The sequence below is a fragment of the Streptomyces sp. NPDC001717 genome (assembly GCF_042892775.1).
GTDB lineage: Bacteria > Actinomycetota > Actinomycetes > Streptomycetales > Streptomycetaceae > Streptomyces.
This window is the reverse complement of record NZ_JBIAUK010000017.1, coordinates 38,696-56,452: the sequence shown is the minus strand read 5'-3', so window position 1 is coordinate 56,452 and position 17,757 is coordinate 38,696. Positions and strand designations below refer to the sequence as shown.

13 protein-coding genes are annotated in these 17,757 nt (G+C 73.4%); 10 read left to right on the top strand and 3 right to left on the bottom strand.

The window, feature by feature from the left end; genetic code table 11:
- Positions 1 to 246: 246 nt before the first annotated feature.
- Together ACFYZL_RS25005 and ACFYZL_RS25000 are read right to left on the bottom strand one after the other, a co-directional pair.
- On the bottom strand, positions 247 to 1,047 hold the full coding sequence (locus ACFYZL_RS25005) for a PaaX family transcriptional regulator C-terminal domain-containing protein (RefSeq protein WP_388681772.1): 801 nt from the start codon (positions 1,045 to 1,047) through the stop codon (positions 247 to 249).
- Between the two features lie 4 nt (positions 1,048 to 1,051).
- Positions 1,052 to 2,680: an AMP-binding protein gene (locus ACFYZL_RS25000; RefSeq protein ID WP_384744118.1), complete on the bottom strand. Its 1,629-nt coding sequence runs from the start codon at positions 2,678 to 2,680 to the stop codon at positions 1,052 to 1,054.
- A gap of 121 nt (positions 2,681 to 2,801) precedes the next feature.
- Here ACFYZL_RS25000 and ACFYZL_RS24995 point away from each other — a divergent pair, with 121 nt between their 5' ends.
- Both ACFYZL_RS24995 and ACFYZL_RS24990 read left to right on the top strand, forming a co-directional pair.
- Positions 2,802 to 3,929 carry an acyl-CoA dehydrogenase family protein gene (locus tag ACFYZL_RS24995; RefSeq protein WP_388681769.1) on the top strand — a complete coding sequence of 376 codons (1,128 nt, stop codon included), beginning with the start codon at positions 2,802 to 2,804 and terminating at the stop codon, positions 3,927 to 3,929.
- A gap of 11 nt (positions 3,930 to 3,940) precedes the next feature.
- A complete protein-coding gene (locus ACFYZL_RS24990; RefSeq protein ID WP_384744166.1) occupies positions 3,941 to 4,339 on the top strand; it encodes a RidA family protein in 399 nt (132 codons plus the stop codon).
- A gap of 63 nt (positions 4,340 to 4,402) precedes the next feature.
- On the opposite strand, the gene ACFYZL_RS24985 is transcribed toward ACFYZL_RS24990, so the two are convergent.
- Complete coding sequence (locus tag ACFYZL_RS24985; protein WP_388681766.1) at positions 4,403 to 7,522, bottom strand: hypothetical protein; 3,120 nt, start codon at positions 7,520 to 7,522, stop codon at positions 4,403 to 4,405.
- A 526-nt stretch (positions 7,523 to 8,048) separates the two neighbouring features.
- Here ACFYZL_RS24985 and ACFYZL_RS24980 point away from each other — a divergent pair.
- From ACFYZL_RS24980 to ACFYZL_RS24945, 8 genes are all read left to right on the top strand, one after another.
- On the top strand, positions 8,049 to 10,454 hold the full coding sequence (locus ACFYZL_RS24980; RefSeq protein ID WP_388681763.1) for a collagenase: 2,406 nt from the start codon (positions 8,049 to 8,051) through the stop codon (positions 10,452 to 10,454).
- 90 nt (positions 10,455 to 10,544) lie between these two features.
- The gene (locus tag ACFYZL_RS24975; protein WP_388681760.1) at positions 10,545 to 11,684 is read left to right on the top strand and encodes an NAD(P)/FAD-dependent oxidoreductase; all 1,140 of its coding nucleotides are present in this window, start codon (positions 10,545 to 10,547) and stop codon (positions 11,682 to 11,684) included.
- Between the two features lie 259 nt (positions 11,685 to 11,943).
- The gene (locus ACFYZL_RS24970; RefSeq protein WP_388681757.1) at positions 11,944 to 12,255 is read left to right on the top strand and encodes a (2Fe-2S)-binding protein; all 312 of its coding nucleotides are present in this window, start codon (positions 11,944 to 11,946) and stop codon (positions 12,253 to 12,255) included.
- Positions 12,236 to 13,735 (top strand): NAD(P)/FAD-dependent oxidoreductase, encoded by a 1,500-nt coding sequence (locus ACFYZL_RS24965; RefSeq protein WP_388681754.1) that lies wholly within the window; start codon positions 12,236 to 12,238, stop codon positions 13,733 to 13,735. The genes ACFYZL_RS24970 and ACFYZL_RS24965 overlap by 20 nt, the downstream gene beginning before the upstream one ends.
- A gap of 76 nt (positions 13,736 to 13,811) precedes the next feature.
- Entirely contained in the window at positions 13,812 to 14,735 is a 924-nt protein-coding gene (locus tag ACFYZL_RS24960; RefSeq protein WP_384744107.1) for a dihydrodipicolinate synthase family protein, read from the top strand.
- 16 nt (positions 14,736 to 14,751) lie between these two features.
- Positions 14,752 to 15,756, top strand: coding sequence for a proline racemase family protein (locus ACFYZL_RS24955; protein WP_384744106.1), 1,005 nt, complete (start codon positions 14,752 to 14,754; stop codon positions 15,754 to 15,756).
- Positions 15,753 to 16,772 carry a proline racemase family protein gene (locus ACFYZL_RS24950; protein ID WP_388681751.1) on the top strand — a complete coding sequence of 340 codons (1,020 nt, stop codon included), beginning with the start codon at positions 15,753 to 15,755 and terminating at the stop codon, positions 16,770 to 16,772. Before ACFYZL_RS24955 ends, ACFYZL_RS24950 begins: the two co-directional genes overlap by 4 nt.
- A complete protein-coding gene (locus ACFYZL_RS24945; RefSeq protein WP_384744104.1) occupies positions 16,769 to 17,731 on the top strand; it encodes an ornithine cyclodeaminase family protein in 963 nt (320 codons plus the stop codon). The genes ACFYZL_RS24950 and ACFYZL_RS24945 overlap by 4 nt, the downstream gene beginning before the upstream one ends.
- Positions 17,732 to 17,757 lie beyond the last annotated feature (26 nt).

Below are 17,757 nucleotides of genomic sequence, written 5' to 3'. Positions count from 1 at the left end.
CCTCAGCGCGCGGATCCCCGCGCCCCGGCCCACCTCACGCCGGCAGCCACCCCGGCCACCACGGCGGCACGTTGCCCGGGCCGCACCTCTCCGGGTTCCCGATACCCGTCGAGGGCGCCGCGCACGACGAAGTACAGCACCGTCGGACCCGTCGGACCCGTCGGACCCGTCGGACCCGTCGGCACGACCAGGACCGCGCCCAGCCCGCTCGACGGTCCCCGGCCCCTCATGGTTGCGCGGACCGCCTCACCGTTGTGCGAACAGCGTGCCCCGGTCCCACAGCCGTGCGTGCAGTTCGGCGAAGACGGCCGCGGCGCGGTCGCCCGGCCAGTCCGCCGGAAGCAGGTCGCGGGGCAGGCCCGGGTCGGCGTACGGGAGCCGGCGCCAGCTGTCCAGGGCCAACAGGTAGCCGCGGTAGGCCTCCTCCGGGGTCGGCTCCGGGCCCGACCGGAGGGCGCGCAGGGCGGGTCCGTGCCGGTCCAGGAACTCCTCGTGCTGCTTGGCCAGGGCCGCCAGGTCCCACCAGCGGGCCACCGCCTCCGCGGTCGGCGCGAAACCGAGGTGGGCGCCGCGGAACAGCTCCACGTACGGCGTCAGCCGCAGCCGCTCCAGCGTGTGCGCGGTCTCCTCCGCGAGCCGGGCCGGGGCGATCCACACGCCCGGCGCCACCGATCCGAAACCCAGCCGGGCCAGCCGTGAGCGCAGCAGGTGCCGCTTGCTCCGCTCCTGCTCCGGCACGGAGAACACGGCCACCAGCCACTCGTCGGAGGGCTCCGGGTCGCCGTAGATGCGCCGGTCACCGTCGTCCAGCAGCTGCTGCGCCTCGTCGGAGAGCACGTACGCGGCCGAGCCGTCCGCCGCGCGCTCGGGCAGCAGGAAGCCGCGCCGCTTCAGCCGGGACACCGACGAGCGGACCGACGGGGCGTCCACGCCGGCCGCGCCCAGCAGGCGGATCAGCGCGGACACCGGGACCGGCCCCTCGAAGGCCCGCCCGTAGGCGCCGTAGAACGTGACGATCAGAGATCGCGGGGTGTGCTGCTCGACCACGGGTTCATGCTAGATCGCGCAGCCGGAAGCGTTGCAGCTTGCCGGTCCCGGTGCGGGGGAGCTCGGAGAGGAAGACGAAGGCGCGCGGGCATTTGTGCGGGGCCAGCTCGGCCCGCATGAAGGCGCGCAGCGCCTCCTCGGTCAGCGTCGCGCCCTGCCGGGCCACGGTGTACGCCACCACGATCTGGCCGCGTCGCTCGTCCGGGCGGCCCACCACGGCGGCCTCGGCCACGTCCGGGTGGCGCAGCAGGGCCTCCTCCACCTCGGGGCCGGCGATGTTGTAACCCGACGAGATGATCATGTCGTCGGCGCGGGCGACGTAGCGGAAGTAGCCGTCCGCGTCGCGCACGTAGGTGTCCCCGGTCAGGTTCCAGCCGTTCCGCACGTACTCCGCCTGGCGGGGGTCGGCCAGGTAGCGGCAGCCCACCGGGCCGCGTACGGCCAGCAGCCCCGGCTCCTCGTCGGCGACGGGCATCCCGGCCTCGTCCACCACGCGCGCCTGCCAGCCCGGCACCACCCGGCCCGTGGTGCCGGGCCGGATGTCGCCGTCGGCGGCCGAGATGAAGATGTGCAGCAGCTCCGTCGCCCCGATGCCGTTGATGATCCGCAGGCCCGTGCGCTCGTACCAGGCCCGCCAGGTGGCGGCGGGCAGGTTCTCCCCGGCTGAGACGCAGCGCCGCAGCGCGGAGAGGTCGTACATGCCCACGTGGTACGGGCCCAGCGCGTCCAGCATCGCCCGGTAGGCCGTGGGCGCCGTGAACAGCACCGTCACCCGGTGCTCGGCGAGGGCGGGCAGCAGCCGGCGCGGCACCGCGTCCTCCAGCAGCAGCGCCGAGGCGCCGGCCCGCAGCGGAAAGACGACCAGCCCGCCGAGGCCGAAGGTGAAACCGAGGGGCGGGCTGCCCGCGAAGACGTCGTCGGGGCGCGGGCGCAGCACGCTCCGCGAGAAGGTGTCGGCCACGGCGAGCAGGTCGCGGTGGAAGTGCATGCAGCCCTTGGGCCGGCCCGTGGTGCCGGAGGTGAAGGCGATCAGGGCCACGTCGTCGGCCGAGGTGGGAGCGGCCTCGAAGGGCTCCGCGTGTCTCTCGGCCAGCCGGAGCAGGTCGTCCTCGGTCCCGCCCCCGTACGGGGTGATCCGCAGCCCCGGCACCTCCGCCTTGACCAGGTCGTCCAGTACGCCCGCGTGGCACAGCGCGTACTGCACCCGGGCCATCGAGCAGACCGTGGCCAGCTCCTGCGCGCGCTGCTGGGGCAGTACGGTCACGGCCACCGCGCCCGCCTTCATCACCGCCAGCCAGCAGGCGGCGAGCCAGGGGCCGGTGGGCCCCCGCAGCAGCACCCGGTTGCCGGGGACGACGCCGAGGTCGGCGGTGAGCACGTGCGCGATCCGGTCGACCCGCCCCCGCAGCTCCCCGTACGTCCACACCTCACCCGAACCGCTGCGGAAGGCCGGCCGGCGGGGACCCTCGGGTCCGAACCGGGCGATGGTGCCGTCGAGCAGCTCGGCCCCGCAGTTGAGGCGGTCCGGGTAGGCCAGTTCGGGCAGCTCGAAGAGGAGTTCCGGCCACGCGTCCGCGGGTGGCAGATGGTCGCGGGCAAAAGTGTCGGTGTGAGCGGAAGGCTTCAGGTCCAAGGCGGGTTCGCCCCCCTGTGACGGTCCCGGGTGGGGTGGAGCGGGCCGTGCGGTCACCTCCACGAGCGTATCGTGATGGTGACGGCAGTCAACAGGACGCGATAGAAGCGGGGATGTTCGGATGAACGGATTCGCGCTCGGGGCGGACCAGGAGGAGTGGTGCGGGCGGTTGCGCGCACTGTCGACCGACCGGCTGCGGCCGCTGGCCGAGAAGGGGGAGCCGGGGCGGGTCAACCGGCCGCTGCTGGCCGCGCTGGGGGAGCTGGGCCTGCTGGAACGGGTGTTCACGGCCGGGGCGCTGGAGCTGTGCCTGCTCCGGGAGTCGCTCGCCTACGGTTGCACGGAGGCCGAGACGGCGCTCGCCCTCCAGGGGCTGGGTGCCTACCCCGTCCTGCGGGCGGGCGGCGACGAACAGCGGGAGCGGTGGCTGCCGCGGGTGCGCGCAGGCCGGACGGTGGCCGCCTTCGCGCTGAGCGAGCCCGGTGCGGGCTCGGACGCCGCGGCGCTGGAACTGGCGGCGGCGCCGGTCTCCGGGGGCGGCTGGGTGTTGAGCGGCGAGAAACGCTGGATCTCCAACGCCCCGGAGGCCGATTTCTACACCGTCTTCGCCCGAACGGGTGAGGGGCCGGGGGCCAAGGGGGTCTCCGCCTTCCTGGTCCCCGCCGACCGGCCCGGACTCTCCGGCGAGGCCCTGGACATGCTCTCCCCGCACCCCATCGGCGCCCTCGCCTTCGACGGGGTCCCGGTCGGCCCGGAGGACCTCCTCGGCGAACCGGGCCGGGGCTTCCGCGTGGCGATGGACACTCTGAACCTCTTCCGGCCCAGCGTCGGCGCCTTCGCGGTGGGCATGGCCCGGGCGGCGCTGGACGCCACCCTCGCCCACACGGCGGGCCGCACCGCCTTCGGCGGCACCCTGAGCGACCTCCAGGCGGTCGCGCACCGGGTGGCGGAGATGGCCACCCGCACGGAGGCGGCCCGGCTGCTGGTGTACGCGGCCGCCGGGGCGCACGACGGGGGAGCGGGCGACGTGCCGCGCCGGGCGGCGATGGCGAAGCTGCTGGCCACGGAGACGGCCCAGTACGTCGTGGACCACGCGGTCCAACTGCACGGCGCGGTCGCGCTCCAGCGGGGGCACCTGCTCGAACACCTCTACCGGGAGGTGCGGGCGCCGAGGATCTACGAGGGGGCGAGCGAAGTGCAGCGTTCGATCATCGCGAAGGAGCTCTACCGGACGGTGGCGGCCGGATGAGCCCGGAGCGGATCAACCCGGAGCGGATCAACCCGGCGGAGCTCTCGCCGGCGACGGGCTTCTCCCACGCGGTGGTGGCGACCGGCTCACGGCTGGTGTTCCTGGCCGGCCAGACCGCGCTGGACGGGGCCGGCAAGGTGGTGGGGGAGGGCCTGGTCGAGCAGTTCGAGGTGGCACTGGCCAACCTCCTGACGGCCCTGGCCGCGGCGGGCGGCTCCCCGGCGGACCTGGCCAGGGTGACGGTGTACGCCGTGGACGTGGCGGCGTACCGCGAGCACGCGGCCGAACTCGGTCGGATCTGGCGTCGGTTGGCGGGCCGGGACTATCCCGCGATGGCGGTGATCGGCGCGGTCCGCCTGTGGGACGAACAGGCCCTGGTCGAACTCGACGGCTTCGCGGTCCTCCCGTAGCCCGCCGGCCCCGCACGAAGGCCCCGCCGGCCTGACCGGCGGGGCCTTGCGTTCGGCCCTCCGTCAGTTGACGACCCTGACGGAATCGCAGCCCAGGAAGGTGTACACCGGCCCGCCGGGGGCGGCCCGGTACTTGCCCTTCAGGCAGGCGCGGGTCGAGCCGAGGGTGAGCCCCGACGCGCTCGGCTTGAAGTGCATCACGAGGTCGGTGTCGCGGTCGCGGGTGCGCTCGTCCAACTCGTAGGAGTCAGTGGGGTGACCGATGCCGTGCGTCTCCCTGGCTCCGGCGGGGGTGGCGGTGTTGAACAGCCGCTCCCGCAGGCCCCAGTAGGTCTGCGCCACGTCGATGGCCGTCGCGCTGAAGGGCAGCGGAAGGTCGTACTCGCCGGCCTTGGTGGTCAGCGCGGCAAGTGTGGCGTCGGTGTTGAGGTTGATGGAGTTCGGGAAGCCGCCGGGCCTTACGTTGATCGCGATCGGCACCACGCAGTCGATCTGGAACGAGGTGGAAGCGGTGTTGTTCGCCGGGTTCGGATCGACGTCCTCGGCGTTCTTCAATGCCAGCGTGGAGTCGAGCCGTACCCGCTTGAGACCGGGTGACGTGCACGCCACTCGCGCGGTGTAGGTGGCCTTCTGCGGCGTGCCCGCGCTCAGTGCCGTCTGCTGGACGGTCGCGGTCGCCGGGGTGACGGTCACGCCCGCGTCCGCGGTGGCCGTGGTGGTCAGCCGGGTGTCGATCGGGGTGGACGGCCCGGCGTTGGCGGCGGTCACCTCCAGCGAGGCCGAGCCGGGCTCGCCGATGAGCACCTCCAGCGGGCTGGTGGCTCGGGTCCCGGTGATGCTCACGTCGGCCTTGGCGATGACCCTCGTGTCCGCGGAGGCGGTGTTGTCGGCCGCGGCGGAGTCCGGACCCGCGAGGTTGGCCACCGTCGAGGTTGCGGTGATCGTCTTCGGCCCGCCGTTGCGGTAGACCAGGTCCGCCGGGACTTGGGCGCTGATGCTGTACTGCCTGCTCGCCCCCTGCCGTACCTCGCTCAGGTTGCAGGTGACGGTGCTGCCGGAGATCACGCAGGGGCCCGTCGCGGACGGGTTGGTGACGTCCGCGGGCAGCTTGGTGGTGATCTGGGTGGACGTGGACGAGTTGGGGCCGCGGTTGGACACGCCGACCGTCCAGGTCAGGCGCTCACCGGCGGCGACCGGATCCGGCGCGTCGGCCATGGTGACGGTGAGGTCGGTGGTGTTGCGGAGCGCCCGGATGCGCGCGGACTCCTCCGCGGTGGGCAGGGGCGGGTCCTCGCTCACGGGAGGTGCGCCGCCCGCCCTCGGGAAGCGGTTCGGCATGTAGGCCTGGACAGCGGCCCAGTCGTCGTGGCCGGTGAGGGTCTCGTCCGTCGAGGCGTTCTCGCAGTCGGCCGGACCCGCGTCGTCGATGTTGACGATCTGCTTCGCGTCTCCGTCGTCGCCGAAGCCCATTGGGTTGTCGCCGTTCCAGTCAGGGTTCTCGTTCAGCGGGACGGTGCGCATGACCCCGGCGCCGTCGGAGAAGACGAAGTTGTTGAAGCTGTCGTTCGGTTCGAGCACCCGGCCCTCGCGGAGATCGTTCTCCACCAGTGGGGCGAGCACCGCCGCGGACCGGCCCTGGATGTCGTCCCTCGGCTTGGCGTCCACCGTGATGCGGGCGGGTGAGAAGTCGACGATCGTCCCTCCGCCGGTTCGGGGGATGCCGTCCTGGAGGTTGTAGTTCATGTTGCTCACGTAGTTGGGCTTGCAGTTGGGCTTCGCCGCCCCGCCCGCGTGGTCCAGCCCGAGGTTGTGGCCCAGTTCGTGCATGAGCGAACCGGGGTCGGTCCGGTAGAGGATGATGTCGGTCCCGCCGCCGTAGCCACCGCTGTTACAGCCGGCGGCCTGGGTGGTGTAGAGGACGTAGTTGAACACCTTCCGGCGCAGCAGCTGATGATTGCGCGCCTTCGTGTCGAAGTACTGCGCGTCGAAATTGCAGTTCGCCAGCGGGAACGCGATCGGGTTGCCGCCCCCCAGGTCGTCGCCGACGACGCAGTCCGGGTCCTGGGCGTCCGGCCTGCCGTCGCCGTCGTCGTCGATGCCGTTGTCGCAGGTGGCCTTGAAGTCCTCGACGCCCAGTTCGCGGTCGTTGCAGTCCGGATCGGAGCCGTCCAGGCCGTTCACGCCGTCGTTGTCCAGTCCGTCGGTGCAGGTGCCTTCCGGTGCGCCTTCCATGGCGGTCTTGTCGTGCAGGCCGCCGGAGTCGACGTGCAGCGTGACGCCGTTCGCGCCGTCCGGGTTGGGCAGCGGGGACACCGCGAAGGCGTGCTCGACCGCCTGGATCGCCTCGTGGGACGGCTGCGATCCCGCCGAGTAGTCCAGTTCGACGAAGATGTCCTTGTGCAGCGGGTCCGCCTGGAGGGCCGGCAGGTTGACGGCCATCGAGTTGTCCGGGTTGCGCACGCCGAAGCGCTCGTACCGGTCGGCGATGCCGTCCTCGTCGGCGTCGCTGTGACGGCTGGTGGTGATGGTCACGCCCACCGCGGCACGCTTGCCGTCTCCGGCGTTGGGGAAGTTGGGGTCGCCGTCCCCGACGAAGCAGACCTGGCCCTGCGGGTTCCCCTGGCGGTCGTAGCACGGCGGGTCCGGAGGGACGAACCCGTACGCGAGCGAGTCGCCGCTCCAGGTGTCGTTGAGCGCGTTGTAGGTGAGGTTGAGGTCGATGTCCTGGTTCTGCGGGCTGATGTCCATCCGGTCACCCGCGAAGTTGGTGCCGCCGTCGTCGTCCTTGATCTGGATCCCGACGGGGAACGTGGTCTGACCCTCGGCCAGGGTGACCCGCTCGGTGAAGACCCACGGATTGGGAATGGTGCCGGCGTGGAAGGCGTCGTCGGAGACGATCCGGCCGTGCAGCAGCCCGTGGTCCGCGATCCTCACCTCGGGAAAGAACTCGCCCTCCTCGTCGATGCCGTCGTCGGGGACCTCGAAGCGCTCGAACCAGTCCAGGCTGACGGTGACGTCGAAGGACACCTGCGGAGGATCGGCGGCATGCGCGGGCCCCGGCAGCCCGGGTGCCAACCACAGGCCGGGTAGCAGCAGGCCGAGCGTCGCGGCGACCGCGGCCAGGCGTTGTCGGACGGGTGATCGGGCGGACCGTCGGGCGGACCGGCGGGTGGAATTCGGCATTCTGCCTCCCACGTGCACGCGAAACCCCGCTCGATGCACCGGAACAGGCACGGGTGCAGAGCAAAGGGCTCATTTGCTCACGCATCGTGCCAGTCGTGCGCCACGACTTTTCGGATGCCGAACGGGAGTTCCGCTCGAAGGAGTGAACGGGAGGGACCGCGTGTGACCCGCCTCAGGCGAGGCCCGCGGAAGTCGTGGTCGCAGTCGTTCGAGCGGACCCTCGGCTGCCCGGCGGGGACGATCAGCCGCTCGCCCGCCGTGAACCGGGACAACTCGGGGTAAACGGACGGGTCGTGGCCGGTCGTGTCGAGGTGCGAGGGGGCGTCGGCCACAAGGGCTCCCGCAAGAAGACTCGAACTGATCGGCGCACAGGTCTTGTCAGTGCAATTTCACATTACTATGTTACAGCTCACACCGCGGCACGTTAATCCCCGTCAAACGCCGTGTGACCCGGGGCAGTTGGCCCGGGCATTCCACGCACCACCCCCCACGCACCACCCCCCACTTCTCTCCACAGGAGTCCTCGGTGTTCAAGCACAAAACCGTGCGTTCGACCCTGCTCGCCTCCGCCGTGACGGTCACCCTCCTCGCCTCCGCCGGCCAGGCCGTGACCCAGGCCGCGGACCGCGGGGCCCCGGCCGCCGCGGGCAGCCCGGCGGCCGGCACCTTCTCCGGCGGGGCCCCGGCCGCGAACCCGTTCGACGAGGTCGACCGGGTCGCCGACGCGAAGGCCGAGACCCCGGCCGACGCCCCGGCCCCCGGCGGGAAGGACCTCGCGGGGAAGGACCTCGCGGGGAAGGTCCCCGGGGCCGCCACCGCCGCCCCGGCCGCCACCGCGTCCTCCGAACGCGTCGAGAAGAGCGGCAAGGGTGCCGCGCAGGCGGCCCCCACCGCCAAGAGCGTCGCCGCGGGCGTCCCCTGCACCCTCGACGGGATCAAGGGCCTCGGCCCGGAGCAGTTCGCCGACTTCCTCGCCGACCAGGCCGTGCTCGCCGACGGATGCCTGCGCGGGCTCATCTGGACCTGGGACGCCCGCCTGGCCCCGGTGATGTCGGACGCCCACGTCCAGGCCGTATCCCGGCGAATATCCGCCCTGGCCGCCGCGCACGACGGCCGCAATTCCTCCCACCTGGAGGAGATGTTCACCTACCTGCACGCGGTCGCCTACCACGACTACTCGCGCTCCGAGATCGACGTCACCGACGCCCCGACCGTGGACGCGATGCGCCGGGCCATCGCCGACTTCGCGGGCGCCGCCCGCACCTTCGACGTCACCGCCTCCAACGCCCGCACCCTGCGCGAGGCCCTCTACGCGGGCAGTGCGCCGGGCCTGCGTCAGCACCAGCTCGGCCTCATCAAGAAGGTCCTGGCCACCATGGACCCGGCCCACCCGGCCACCAACCTCGACGCCGGCTGGGCGGGCGCCGCCCTCGCGGCCCTCTCCGTCAACTACCTCGGCGTCTACCCGGGCAACCAGGACGCCGCCTTCCACGCCGCCGTCGCCGCCGACCCCGCCTACCGGGCCGTCTTCAAGGCCTTCTCGACCTACACCCACCTCAAGGGCACGGGCAACGCCTGGGTGGCGCGCGACGCCCTGGGCGAGTACGGCCGGTTCGGTCAGGTCGCGGGTCTGCAGGAGCAGGTCGTCGCCGACCTCGGCGCGATGCTGGAGCCGGTGAAGAGCGGCCTGGGCACCGAGCCCTGGGCCAAGGTCGTCTCGTGGCTCAACTTCTACAACGCGTGCAAGCCGTACGGGGTCTGCAAGGAGGACATCGAGAAGCAGCTCTTCCCGAACACCTACACCTACGACAACGGCGCCATCAAGGTCCGCACCGCCCTCGACCGGGCCACCGTCGACCAGCTCTACTACGCGAGCAAGCAGGTCAAGACGCAGTTCCACCGGGTCCTGGGCACCGACCAGCCGCTCGCCGGAGACGCCAACAGCACGCTGAACATCGTCCTCTACGCCTCCCGCGCGGACTACGAGAACTACCACCCGATCCTGACGGGCTACGGCACCAACAACGGCGGCATCTACATCGAGAACGGCGCCACCTTCTACACGTACCAGCGCCGCGTCCCGCAGGACTCCTCCCTCACCCTGGAAGAGCTCTTCCGCCACGAGTACACGCACTACCTCAACGGCCGCTTCGCCGTCCCCGGCACCTTCGGCCAGGGCGACTGGTACCAGGGCGACCGCACGACCGCGATGGACGAGGGCACGGCCGAGTTCTTCGACGGCTCCACCCGCGACAACGGCATCGCCGTCCGCAAGTCCCTGGTCCGGGGCATCATCAACGACACCGCCGGCGGCGGCCCGCGCATGAGCGTCGACCAGCTCCTGCACGCCACCTACGACGGCGACGGCTTCCGCTTCTACAACTACGCGGGCACGTTCTTCGAGTTCCTCTGGACCGAGAAGCCCTCGCTGCTGCGCGAGATGTACACGTACATGCGGAACAACGACGTGGCGGCGTACGACGCCTGGCGCCACCGGATGGGCGCGGACACCTACCTCCAGCGCGACTACGACCGCTTCCTGGACGCGCAGATCGCCAAGGTCGACCAGCTCTACGTGCCGAACACCGTCTTCACCCCCAACGGGCAGCTGCGCGACTCGGCGCTCGCCGACGTGAAGTCGTCCTTCGCCACGGCCACCTACAACACCCCGGACTGCGTGGAGAACGGGGACCCCGGCAAGCGCCGCTTCACCTGTACCGGGCGCATCACCGCGAACCTGAAGAACTGGCGCAGCGACGACCAGAACTTCAAGGACATGTCCGAGACGGTCGACTACTTCATCCTCGACCGCGCGGGCGCGGCCTCCAACAACCTCGCCGACATGAACTGCTCCTTCGGTCCGCTGGAGATCTGGAGCAACAAGGTCGCGGGCACGTCGAGTTACAGCTGCGAGGGCCCGCTCCGCAGCTGATCCGCACCGGCCCGTCCGGTCCGGTCCCGCACCCGAAGTGGGTGCGGGACCGGCCTGGGCAGCCACTGAAGAATGTGACATATTACTGTCGTGCTCAAGAGACACTCCCTGGACGCCGTCATCATCGGCGCCGGCGTCGTCGGAGCGGCCTGTGCCTACTACGCGGCCCGCGCCGGACTCTCCGTGGCGGTCGTCGACCGCGGCCCCGTCGCGGGCGGTACGACCGGCGCCGGCGAGGGCAACCTGCTCGTCTCCGACAAGGAGGCCGGCCCGGAGCTCGACCTGGCCCTGCTGTCCACCCGCCTGTGGCGCGAACTCGCGGCCGAACTCCCCCGGGAGACCGAGTACGAGCCCAAGGGCGGCCTCGTCGTCGCCTCGACCCCGGCCGCGGTGGACGCCCTGCGCGCCTTCGCCGAAGGGCAGCGCAAGGCGGGCGCCCTGGCGACCGAGGTGCCGGCGGACGCCCTCCACGACCTGGAACCCCACCTCGCCCCCGGCCTCGCGGGCGGCTTCCACTACCCCCAGGACGCGCAGGTCCAGCCGGCCCAGGCGGCGGCCCGCCTGCTCGCCGCCTCCGGAGCCGAGCTCCACCTCGGGGAGGAGGTGACGGAGGTCCTGCTGGACGCCGCGGGCGCGGTACGGGGCGTCCGCACCCCGCGCCGCGACCTGATCGCCCCCGCCGTCGTCAACGCGGCCGGGACCTGGGGCGGCCGCATCGCCGAACTCGCCGGGGTGGAGCTGCCGGTCCTCCCGCGCCGCGGCTTCGTCCTGGTGACCGAACCGCTGCCGAGGGTGGTCCGGCACAAGGTCTACGCCGCCGACTACATCGCGGACGTGGCCAGCGGCTCCGCCGCGCTCCAGTCCTCCGCCGTGGTGGAGGGCACCCCCTCCGGCCCGGTCCTGATCGGCGCCACCCGCGAACGCGTCGGCTTCGACCGCTCGCTCTCCCCGGAGGCCCTGCGCCGCCTCGCCTCCCAGGCGGCGGCCCTCTTCCCGGTCCTGGCGGACGTACGCGTCCTGCGCACCTACCACGGCTTCCGGCCCTACCTCCCCGACCACCTCCCGGCGATCGGGCCGGATCCGCGCCGGCCGGGATTGTTGCACGCGTGCGGGCACGAGGGTGCGGGCATCGGGCTGGCGCCGGCGACCGGGCTCCTGCTCGCGGCCGCCCTCACCGGGGCCGATCCCGCGCTCCCGCTCACCCCCTTCCGCCCGGAGCGGTTCACGTGACCCGGGCCGGATGGGTGCCGCTGCGCGGGGCCGTTCCCCCACCCCGCCCCTTCCCGAAACCGGGATGTGCCCGGACCCGGTCCTCGAACTCCCCCGGTCACCGCTGGGAGGTGCCCCCTGGACGGGCCGAACAGACCCGGGGCGCCGCCCCGGACCCCGCTCCTCGAGCGCCGGAGGGGCTGCATTTCCCCCGGTCAGGGGGAACGCCCCACCCTGCCGAGCCCCCGGCACGGGACACCGCCCCGAGGAGGACCCCCTGATGCGCAGCCCCCGCTCACTGGTCGGCGGCACCCCTTCGGCCGCCTACACCATCGGCTTCGACGGCAGGGAACTCCCCGCGCAGGAGGGGCAGTCCATCGCCGCCGTGTTGTGGGCCGCCGGGATCCTCGCCTGGCGGACCACGCGTGAGACCGGCGCCCCGCGCGGCGCGTTCTGCGGGATCGGCAGCTGCTACGACTGCCTCGTCACCGTCAACGGCCGCCCGAACCAACGCGCCTGCCTGATCCCCGCCCGAGCGGGCGACACCGTCACCACCCAGGAGGGAACCGGCCATGCCGACCACGCCGTCTGACCCCGAGCCCTCCGCACCCCGGGCTGACGCCGCGGACCCGGCCGGCACCGCGGGCGCTGACCGTGCGGACGCACCCGGCTCCTGGACCAGCGCCGACCTCGCCGTCGTCGGGGCCGGGCCCGCCGGGCTCGCGGCTGCCGTCACCGCCGCGGACCTCGGCCTGCGGGTCGCGCTGCTCGACGCGGGGGAGCTGCCCGGGGGTCAGTACTACCGCCACCCCGCGCCCGGGCTCGGCGCCGCCCGCCCCGAGGCCCTGCACCACGGCTGGACCGCCTTCGCCCGCCTTGACGCCGCCCTGCGCGCCCACGTCGCGGCCGGGCGGATCACGTACCTCCCGCAGCATCACGTGTGGACCGTCGTCCCGGGTGCGGACAAGGGTGCGGGGGAGTGGACCCTGCACGCGGTGGCCGGTCCCGAGGAGCGCGCCGCGGGCGTACGGGCCGCCGCCGTGCTCCTCGCCACCGGCGCCTACGAGCGCCAACTGCCCTTCCCCGGCTGGACCCTCCCCGGGGTCGTCGGGGCCGGCGGCGCCCAGGCCATGCTCAAGGCCGGACTCGTGCTCCCCGGCAAGCGGGTGGTCGTCGCCGGCAGCGGCCCGCTGCTGCTCGCCGTGGCCGGGTCGCTCTGCGCCGCCGGAGCCACCGTCCCCGCCGTGGTGGAGGCCGGCGCGTACACCGCGTACGCGGGCCGGCTCCCCGCCCTGCTGCGCAACCCCGGCAAGCTCGCCGAGGCCGCGACCTTCGGCGGGGCCCTCGCCCGGCACCACGTGCGCCTCCTCACCCGGCACGCGGTGACCGAGGCGCACGGCACCGACCGGGTCGAGGCCGTCACCGTGGCCCGGCTCGACCGGGACTGGCGTCCGCTGCCCGGCACGGCCCGCCGCATCCCGTGCGACGCCCTCGCCGTGGGCCACGGGCTCGTCCCCCAGTTGGAACTCGCCACCGGACTCGGCTGCGCCACCCGCCGCGGCCCCGACGGCACGGTCGCCCTCGACCTGGACGCCGAACAGCGGACCTCCGTCACCGGGATCTGGTCCGCCGGCGAGACCGGCGGCATCGGCGGAGCCGGGCTCGCCCTGCTGGAAGGCGAACTGGCCGCCCACTCCATCGCGGCCTCCGGCCGACCCGCCCCCCGCCGCCTCGTCCGCGCCCGCGCCCGGCTGCGCGCCTTCGCCGACGCGATGGCCGCCGCCCACCGCCCGGGCAGTGCCTGGACCGGCTGGCTCCCCGACGACGCCGTCGTGTGCCGCTGCGAGGAGGTTCCGGCCGGCCGGATCCGGGAGGCCGCGGACGAGCTCGGCGCGCGGGACGCCCGTACGGTCAAACTCCTCACCCGGGCCGGCATGGGCTGGTGCCAGGGCCGCATGTGCGGGCCCGCCGTCGCCGCCCTGGCCGGGGAGGAACCCGCCCCCGACCGGCGCCCCTTCTCCTGCCCGGTCCCGCTGCGCCACCTCGCCGAACTTCCCGCCACCGACGGCTGATCCGGCCGCTCCGGGGCCTTGTGGCCGCCTCACGCCCGCTAGTAAAATGTCACACACCACTCTAGGGAGCTCACCCATGACCCACGCGCACACCAATGCGTCCATCCCGCCCCGCACCCGTCCCTGGCACGGAATCATGGTCGCCACCGCGCTGCCCCTGCGCGAGGACCTCAGCGTCGACTACGACGCCTACGCCGAACACGTGGCCTGGCTGATCGCCAACGGCTGCGACGGCGTGGTCCCCAACGGCTCCCTCGGCGAGTACCAGACCCTTGACGACGAGGAGCGCGCCCGCGTCGTCCGCACCGCGGTCGAGGCCGCCGGCGACGGCGCCCGCGTCATGCCCGGCGTCGCCGCCTACGGCAGCGCCGAAGCCCGCCGCTGGGCCGACCAGGCCGCGGAGGCCGGGGCCGGATCCGTACTGCTCCTGCCGCCCAACGCCTTCCGCGCCGACGAGGCGACCGTGCGCGCCCACTACGCCGAGGTCGCAGGCGCCGGACTGCCCGTCGTCGCGTACAACAACCCGCACGACACCAAGGTCGACCTGACCCCGGACGTGCTCGCCCGGCTGTACGCCGACGGCTCCATCGTCGCCGTCAAGGAGTTCAGCGGCGACGTGCGCCGCGCCTACGAGATCGCCGAACTCGCCCCGGGCCTCGACCTGCTCATCGGCGCCGACGACGTCCTGCTCGAACTCGCCCTCGCCGGCGCGGTCGGCTGGATCGCCGGCTACCCCAACGCCCTCCCGAACTCCTGCGCCGCCCTCTACCGGGCCGCCGTCACCGGCGACCTCGACACCGCCCTGCCGCTCTACAAGTCCCTGCACTCCCTGCTGCGCTGGGACTCCAAGACCGAGTTCGTCCAGGCCATCAAGCTCTCCATGGACCTGGCCGGCCGCCCCGGCGGCACCACCCGCCCGCCGCGCTTCCCGCTGACCGGGGAAACCGAGGCCGCGGTCCGCGCCGCCACCGAGAAGGCCCTCGCCGAGGGCCTCAACTAGCAACCCGGGGGGACCCATGCGTACGCGTCACATCTACCACGCGGTCGACTCGCACACCGAGGGCATGCCGACCCGGGTCATCACCGGGGGCGTCGGGGTGATCCCCGGCGCCACCATGGCCGAGAAGCGGCTCCACTTCATCGAGCACATGGACCACGTCCGCACCCTGCTCATGTACGAACCGCGCGGGCACTCCGCGATGAGCGGCGCGATCCTGCAGCCCCCCACCCGCCCCGACGCCGACTACGGCGTCGTGTACATCGAGGTGTCGGGCCTGCTCCCCATGTGCGGGCACGGCACCATCGGGGTCGCCACCGTCCTCGTCGAGACCGGCATGGTGCCGGTCGTCGAGCCGGTCACCACCGTCCGGCTCGACACCCCGGCCGGACTGGTGAGCGTCGACGTCCGCGTCGAGGACGGGGCGGCCACCGCCGTCACCCTCACCAACGTGCCCTCCTTCAGCGTCGGGCTCGACCTCAAGACCGAGGTGCCCGGCTTCGGCACGATCACCTACGACCTGGCCTACGGCGGCAACTTCTACGCCTTCGTCGAACTCGACGCCCTGGGGCTGCCCTTCGACCGGTCCCGCAAGGACGACCTGATCGCCGCCGGCCTCGCCGTCATGGACGCGATCAACGCGGGCGACGACCGGCCCGTCCACCCCGAGAACCCCTCCATCGCCGGGGTCAAGCACGTCTACCTCGCCGCCCCCGGCTCCGACGCCCGCCGCTCCCGGCACGCCATGGCCATCCACCCCGGCTGGTTCGACCGCTCGCCCTGCGGGACCGGCACCAGCGCGCGCATGGCCCAGCTGCACGCCCGGGGCCTGCTCGGCCTGGACACCGACTTCGTCAACGAGTCCTTCATCGGAACGGAGTTCACCGGTCGGCTCGTCGGCGAGACCACCGTCGGCGGCCTGCCCGCCGTGGTCCCCACCGTCACCGGCCGGGCCTGGATCACCGGAACCGCGCAGTACTTCCTGGACCCGACCGACCCCTTCCCCGGAGGCTTCCTCCTGTGATCACCGTCCGCACGGTGGACTACCACACCGCAGGCGAGCCCTTCCGCATCGTCGACACCTCCGCGGCGGGGATGCCCCCCGTCCCCGGGGACACCGTCGCCGAACGCTGCGCCACCGCCATCGGCCCGGGAGGCTCCGGGACCGCTCCGCGCCGGGGCGCGCTGGACGACGTACGTCGGCTGCTCGTGCAGGAGCCGCGCGGGCACGCCGGGATGTACGGCGGGTTCGTCGTGCCGGCCGACGACGACGGCGCCCACTTCGGGGTGCTGTTCTGGCACAAGGACGGCTGGTCCACGGCCTGCGGTCACGGCACGATGGCCCTCGGGGCGTGGGCCGTGGACACCGGTCTGGTCACCGCCCCCGACGACGGGGACGCCCCGGTGCGCATCGACGTGCCGTCCGGTCGGGTCACCGCCACCGTGCACCGGGCCGGCGGCCGCACCACCGGGGTCACCTTCCGCAACGTCCCGGCCCGGGTGAGCGCCCGCAAGGTGCCCGTCGCCACGACCCTCGGGCTCACCGAGGCGGACATCGCGCACGCCGGGGCCTGCTACGCCTCCGTCCGCGCCCGGGACCTCGGCCTGGAGGTCACCCGGGCCGCACTGCCCGACCTGGTACGGGCGGGCCGCGAGATCCGGGCCGCGCTGGCCACCCATCCCGCGACCTGGCACCCCGACGGCCCCCTGCTGTCCGGCGTGTACGGGGTGATCCTCCACGAGGAGCTGCCCGAGACCCCGTTCGGGCCGCACCAGCGCAACGTCACCGTCTTCGCCGACGGGCAGATCGACCGCTCGCCCTGCGGCTCCGGCACCTCGACGCGGCTCGCGCTGCTCGCGGAGGACGGACGGCTCGCGGCGGGGGAGGACCTGCTGCACGAATCGGTCACGGGCACGGTGTTCACCGGGCGCGTGCTGCCGGGCGGGGTCACCGAGGTCACCGGTACCGCCTACCGCACGGGCGAGCACGTCTTCACGGTCGATCCGCACGACCCCCTGGGCACGGGGTTCCTCCTGTGAGCGCGGGCGCCGTTCCGCAGCTGGGCGCGGCGGACGTGGCGGGACTCCTCACCCCCGCCGCGGCCGCCGACGCCCTGGCCGCCGCGCTGCTCGGCGGCCTGGACCCGGAGGGGTGCCCGCAGCGCACGGCGCTCCCCGTGCCCGGCGGGGGCGAACTCCTGCTGATGCCCGCCGTGTCCGCCGCGTACGCCGGGGTGAAGATCGCCGGGGTGGCGCCCGGGAACCCCGCCCGGGGGCTGCCCCGGATCACCGGGTCCTACCTGCTGCTGGACGGGTCGACGCTGAACCCGCTCGCCCTGCTCGACGGCGCGGCCCTCACCGCCCTGCGCACGCCGGCGGTCTCGGCCCTGGCGCTGCGGTACCTGGCGCCGTCCGGGCGGCCGCTGCGGCTGGTGCTCTTCGGCTCCGGACCGCAGGCGTACGGGCACCTGGAAGCGGTGCTCGCCGTAAGGGAGTTGGCCCAGGTGGTGGTCGTCGCCCGCAACACCGAGGGTGCGGAGCGGCTGGCCGGGCACGCCCGCCGGCTCGGGCTGCCGCAGGCCCGCACGGGTACCGCGAAGGACGTGGCCGACGCCGATCTGGTCGTCTGCTGCACCACCGCCCGCGAACCCCTCTTCGACGGGAGCCTGGTCCGCCCGGGAGCCACCGTCGTCGCCGTCGGCTCCCACGAGCCGACGGCCCGGGAGACGGACACCGCGCTCGTGCGACGGGCGGCGGTGTACGTGGAGTCGCGCGCGGCCGCCCTGCGCGAGGCGGGGGACCTCCTGGTCCCGGAGGCGGAAGGGGCGATCGGGCCGGGTCACATCACCGGCACCCTCGCGGACCTGGTCGCCGGACGGATGCCGCCCGGCGGGCCGCAGGGTTCTCCACAGCTCTTCAAGAGCGTGGGCATGGCCTGGGAGGATCTTGCCGTGGCGGTCGCGTTGTTCGAGGCCGCGGGGGTCAGTGGCGCAACGTGACATTGTACGCTGTTCCTCTGCCCATC

Excerpts from the sequence above, each read along its gene's own strand:
- ACFYZL_RS24995 (WP_388681769.1), top strand. The coding sequence starts at position 2,802 with ATGAACGGATTCGCGCTCGGGGCGGACCAGGAGGAGTGGTGCGGGCGG.
- ACFYZL_RS24985 (WP_388681766.1), bottom strand. The coding sequence starts at position 7,522 with ATGCCGAATTCCACCCGCCGGTCCGCCCGACGGTCCGCCCGATCACCC.
- ACFYZL_RS24970 (WP_388681757.1), top strand. The coding sequence starts at position 11,944 with ATGCGCAGCCCCCGCTCACTGGTCGGCGGCACCCCTTCGGCCGCCTAC.
- ACFYZL_RS24965 (WP_388681754.1), top strand. The coding sequence starts at position 12,236 with ATGCCGACCACGCCGTCTGACCCCGAGCCCTCCGCACCCCGGGCTGAC.
- ACFYZL_RS24960 (WP_384744107.1), top strand. The coding sequence starts at position 13,812 with ATGACCCACGCGCACACCAATGCGTCCATCCCGCCCCGCACCCGTCCC.
- ACFYZL_RS24955 (WP_384744106.1), top strand. The coding sequence starts at position 14,752 with ATGCGTACGCGTCACATCTACCACGCGGTCGACTCGCACACCGAGGGC.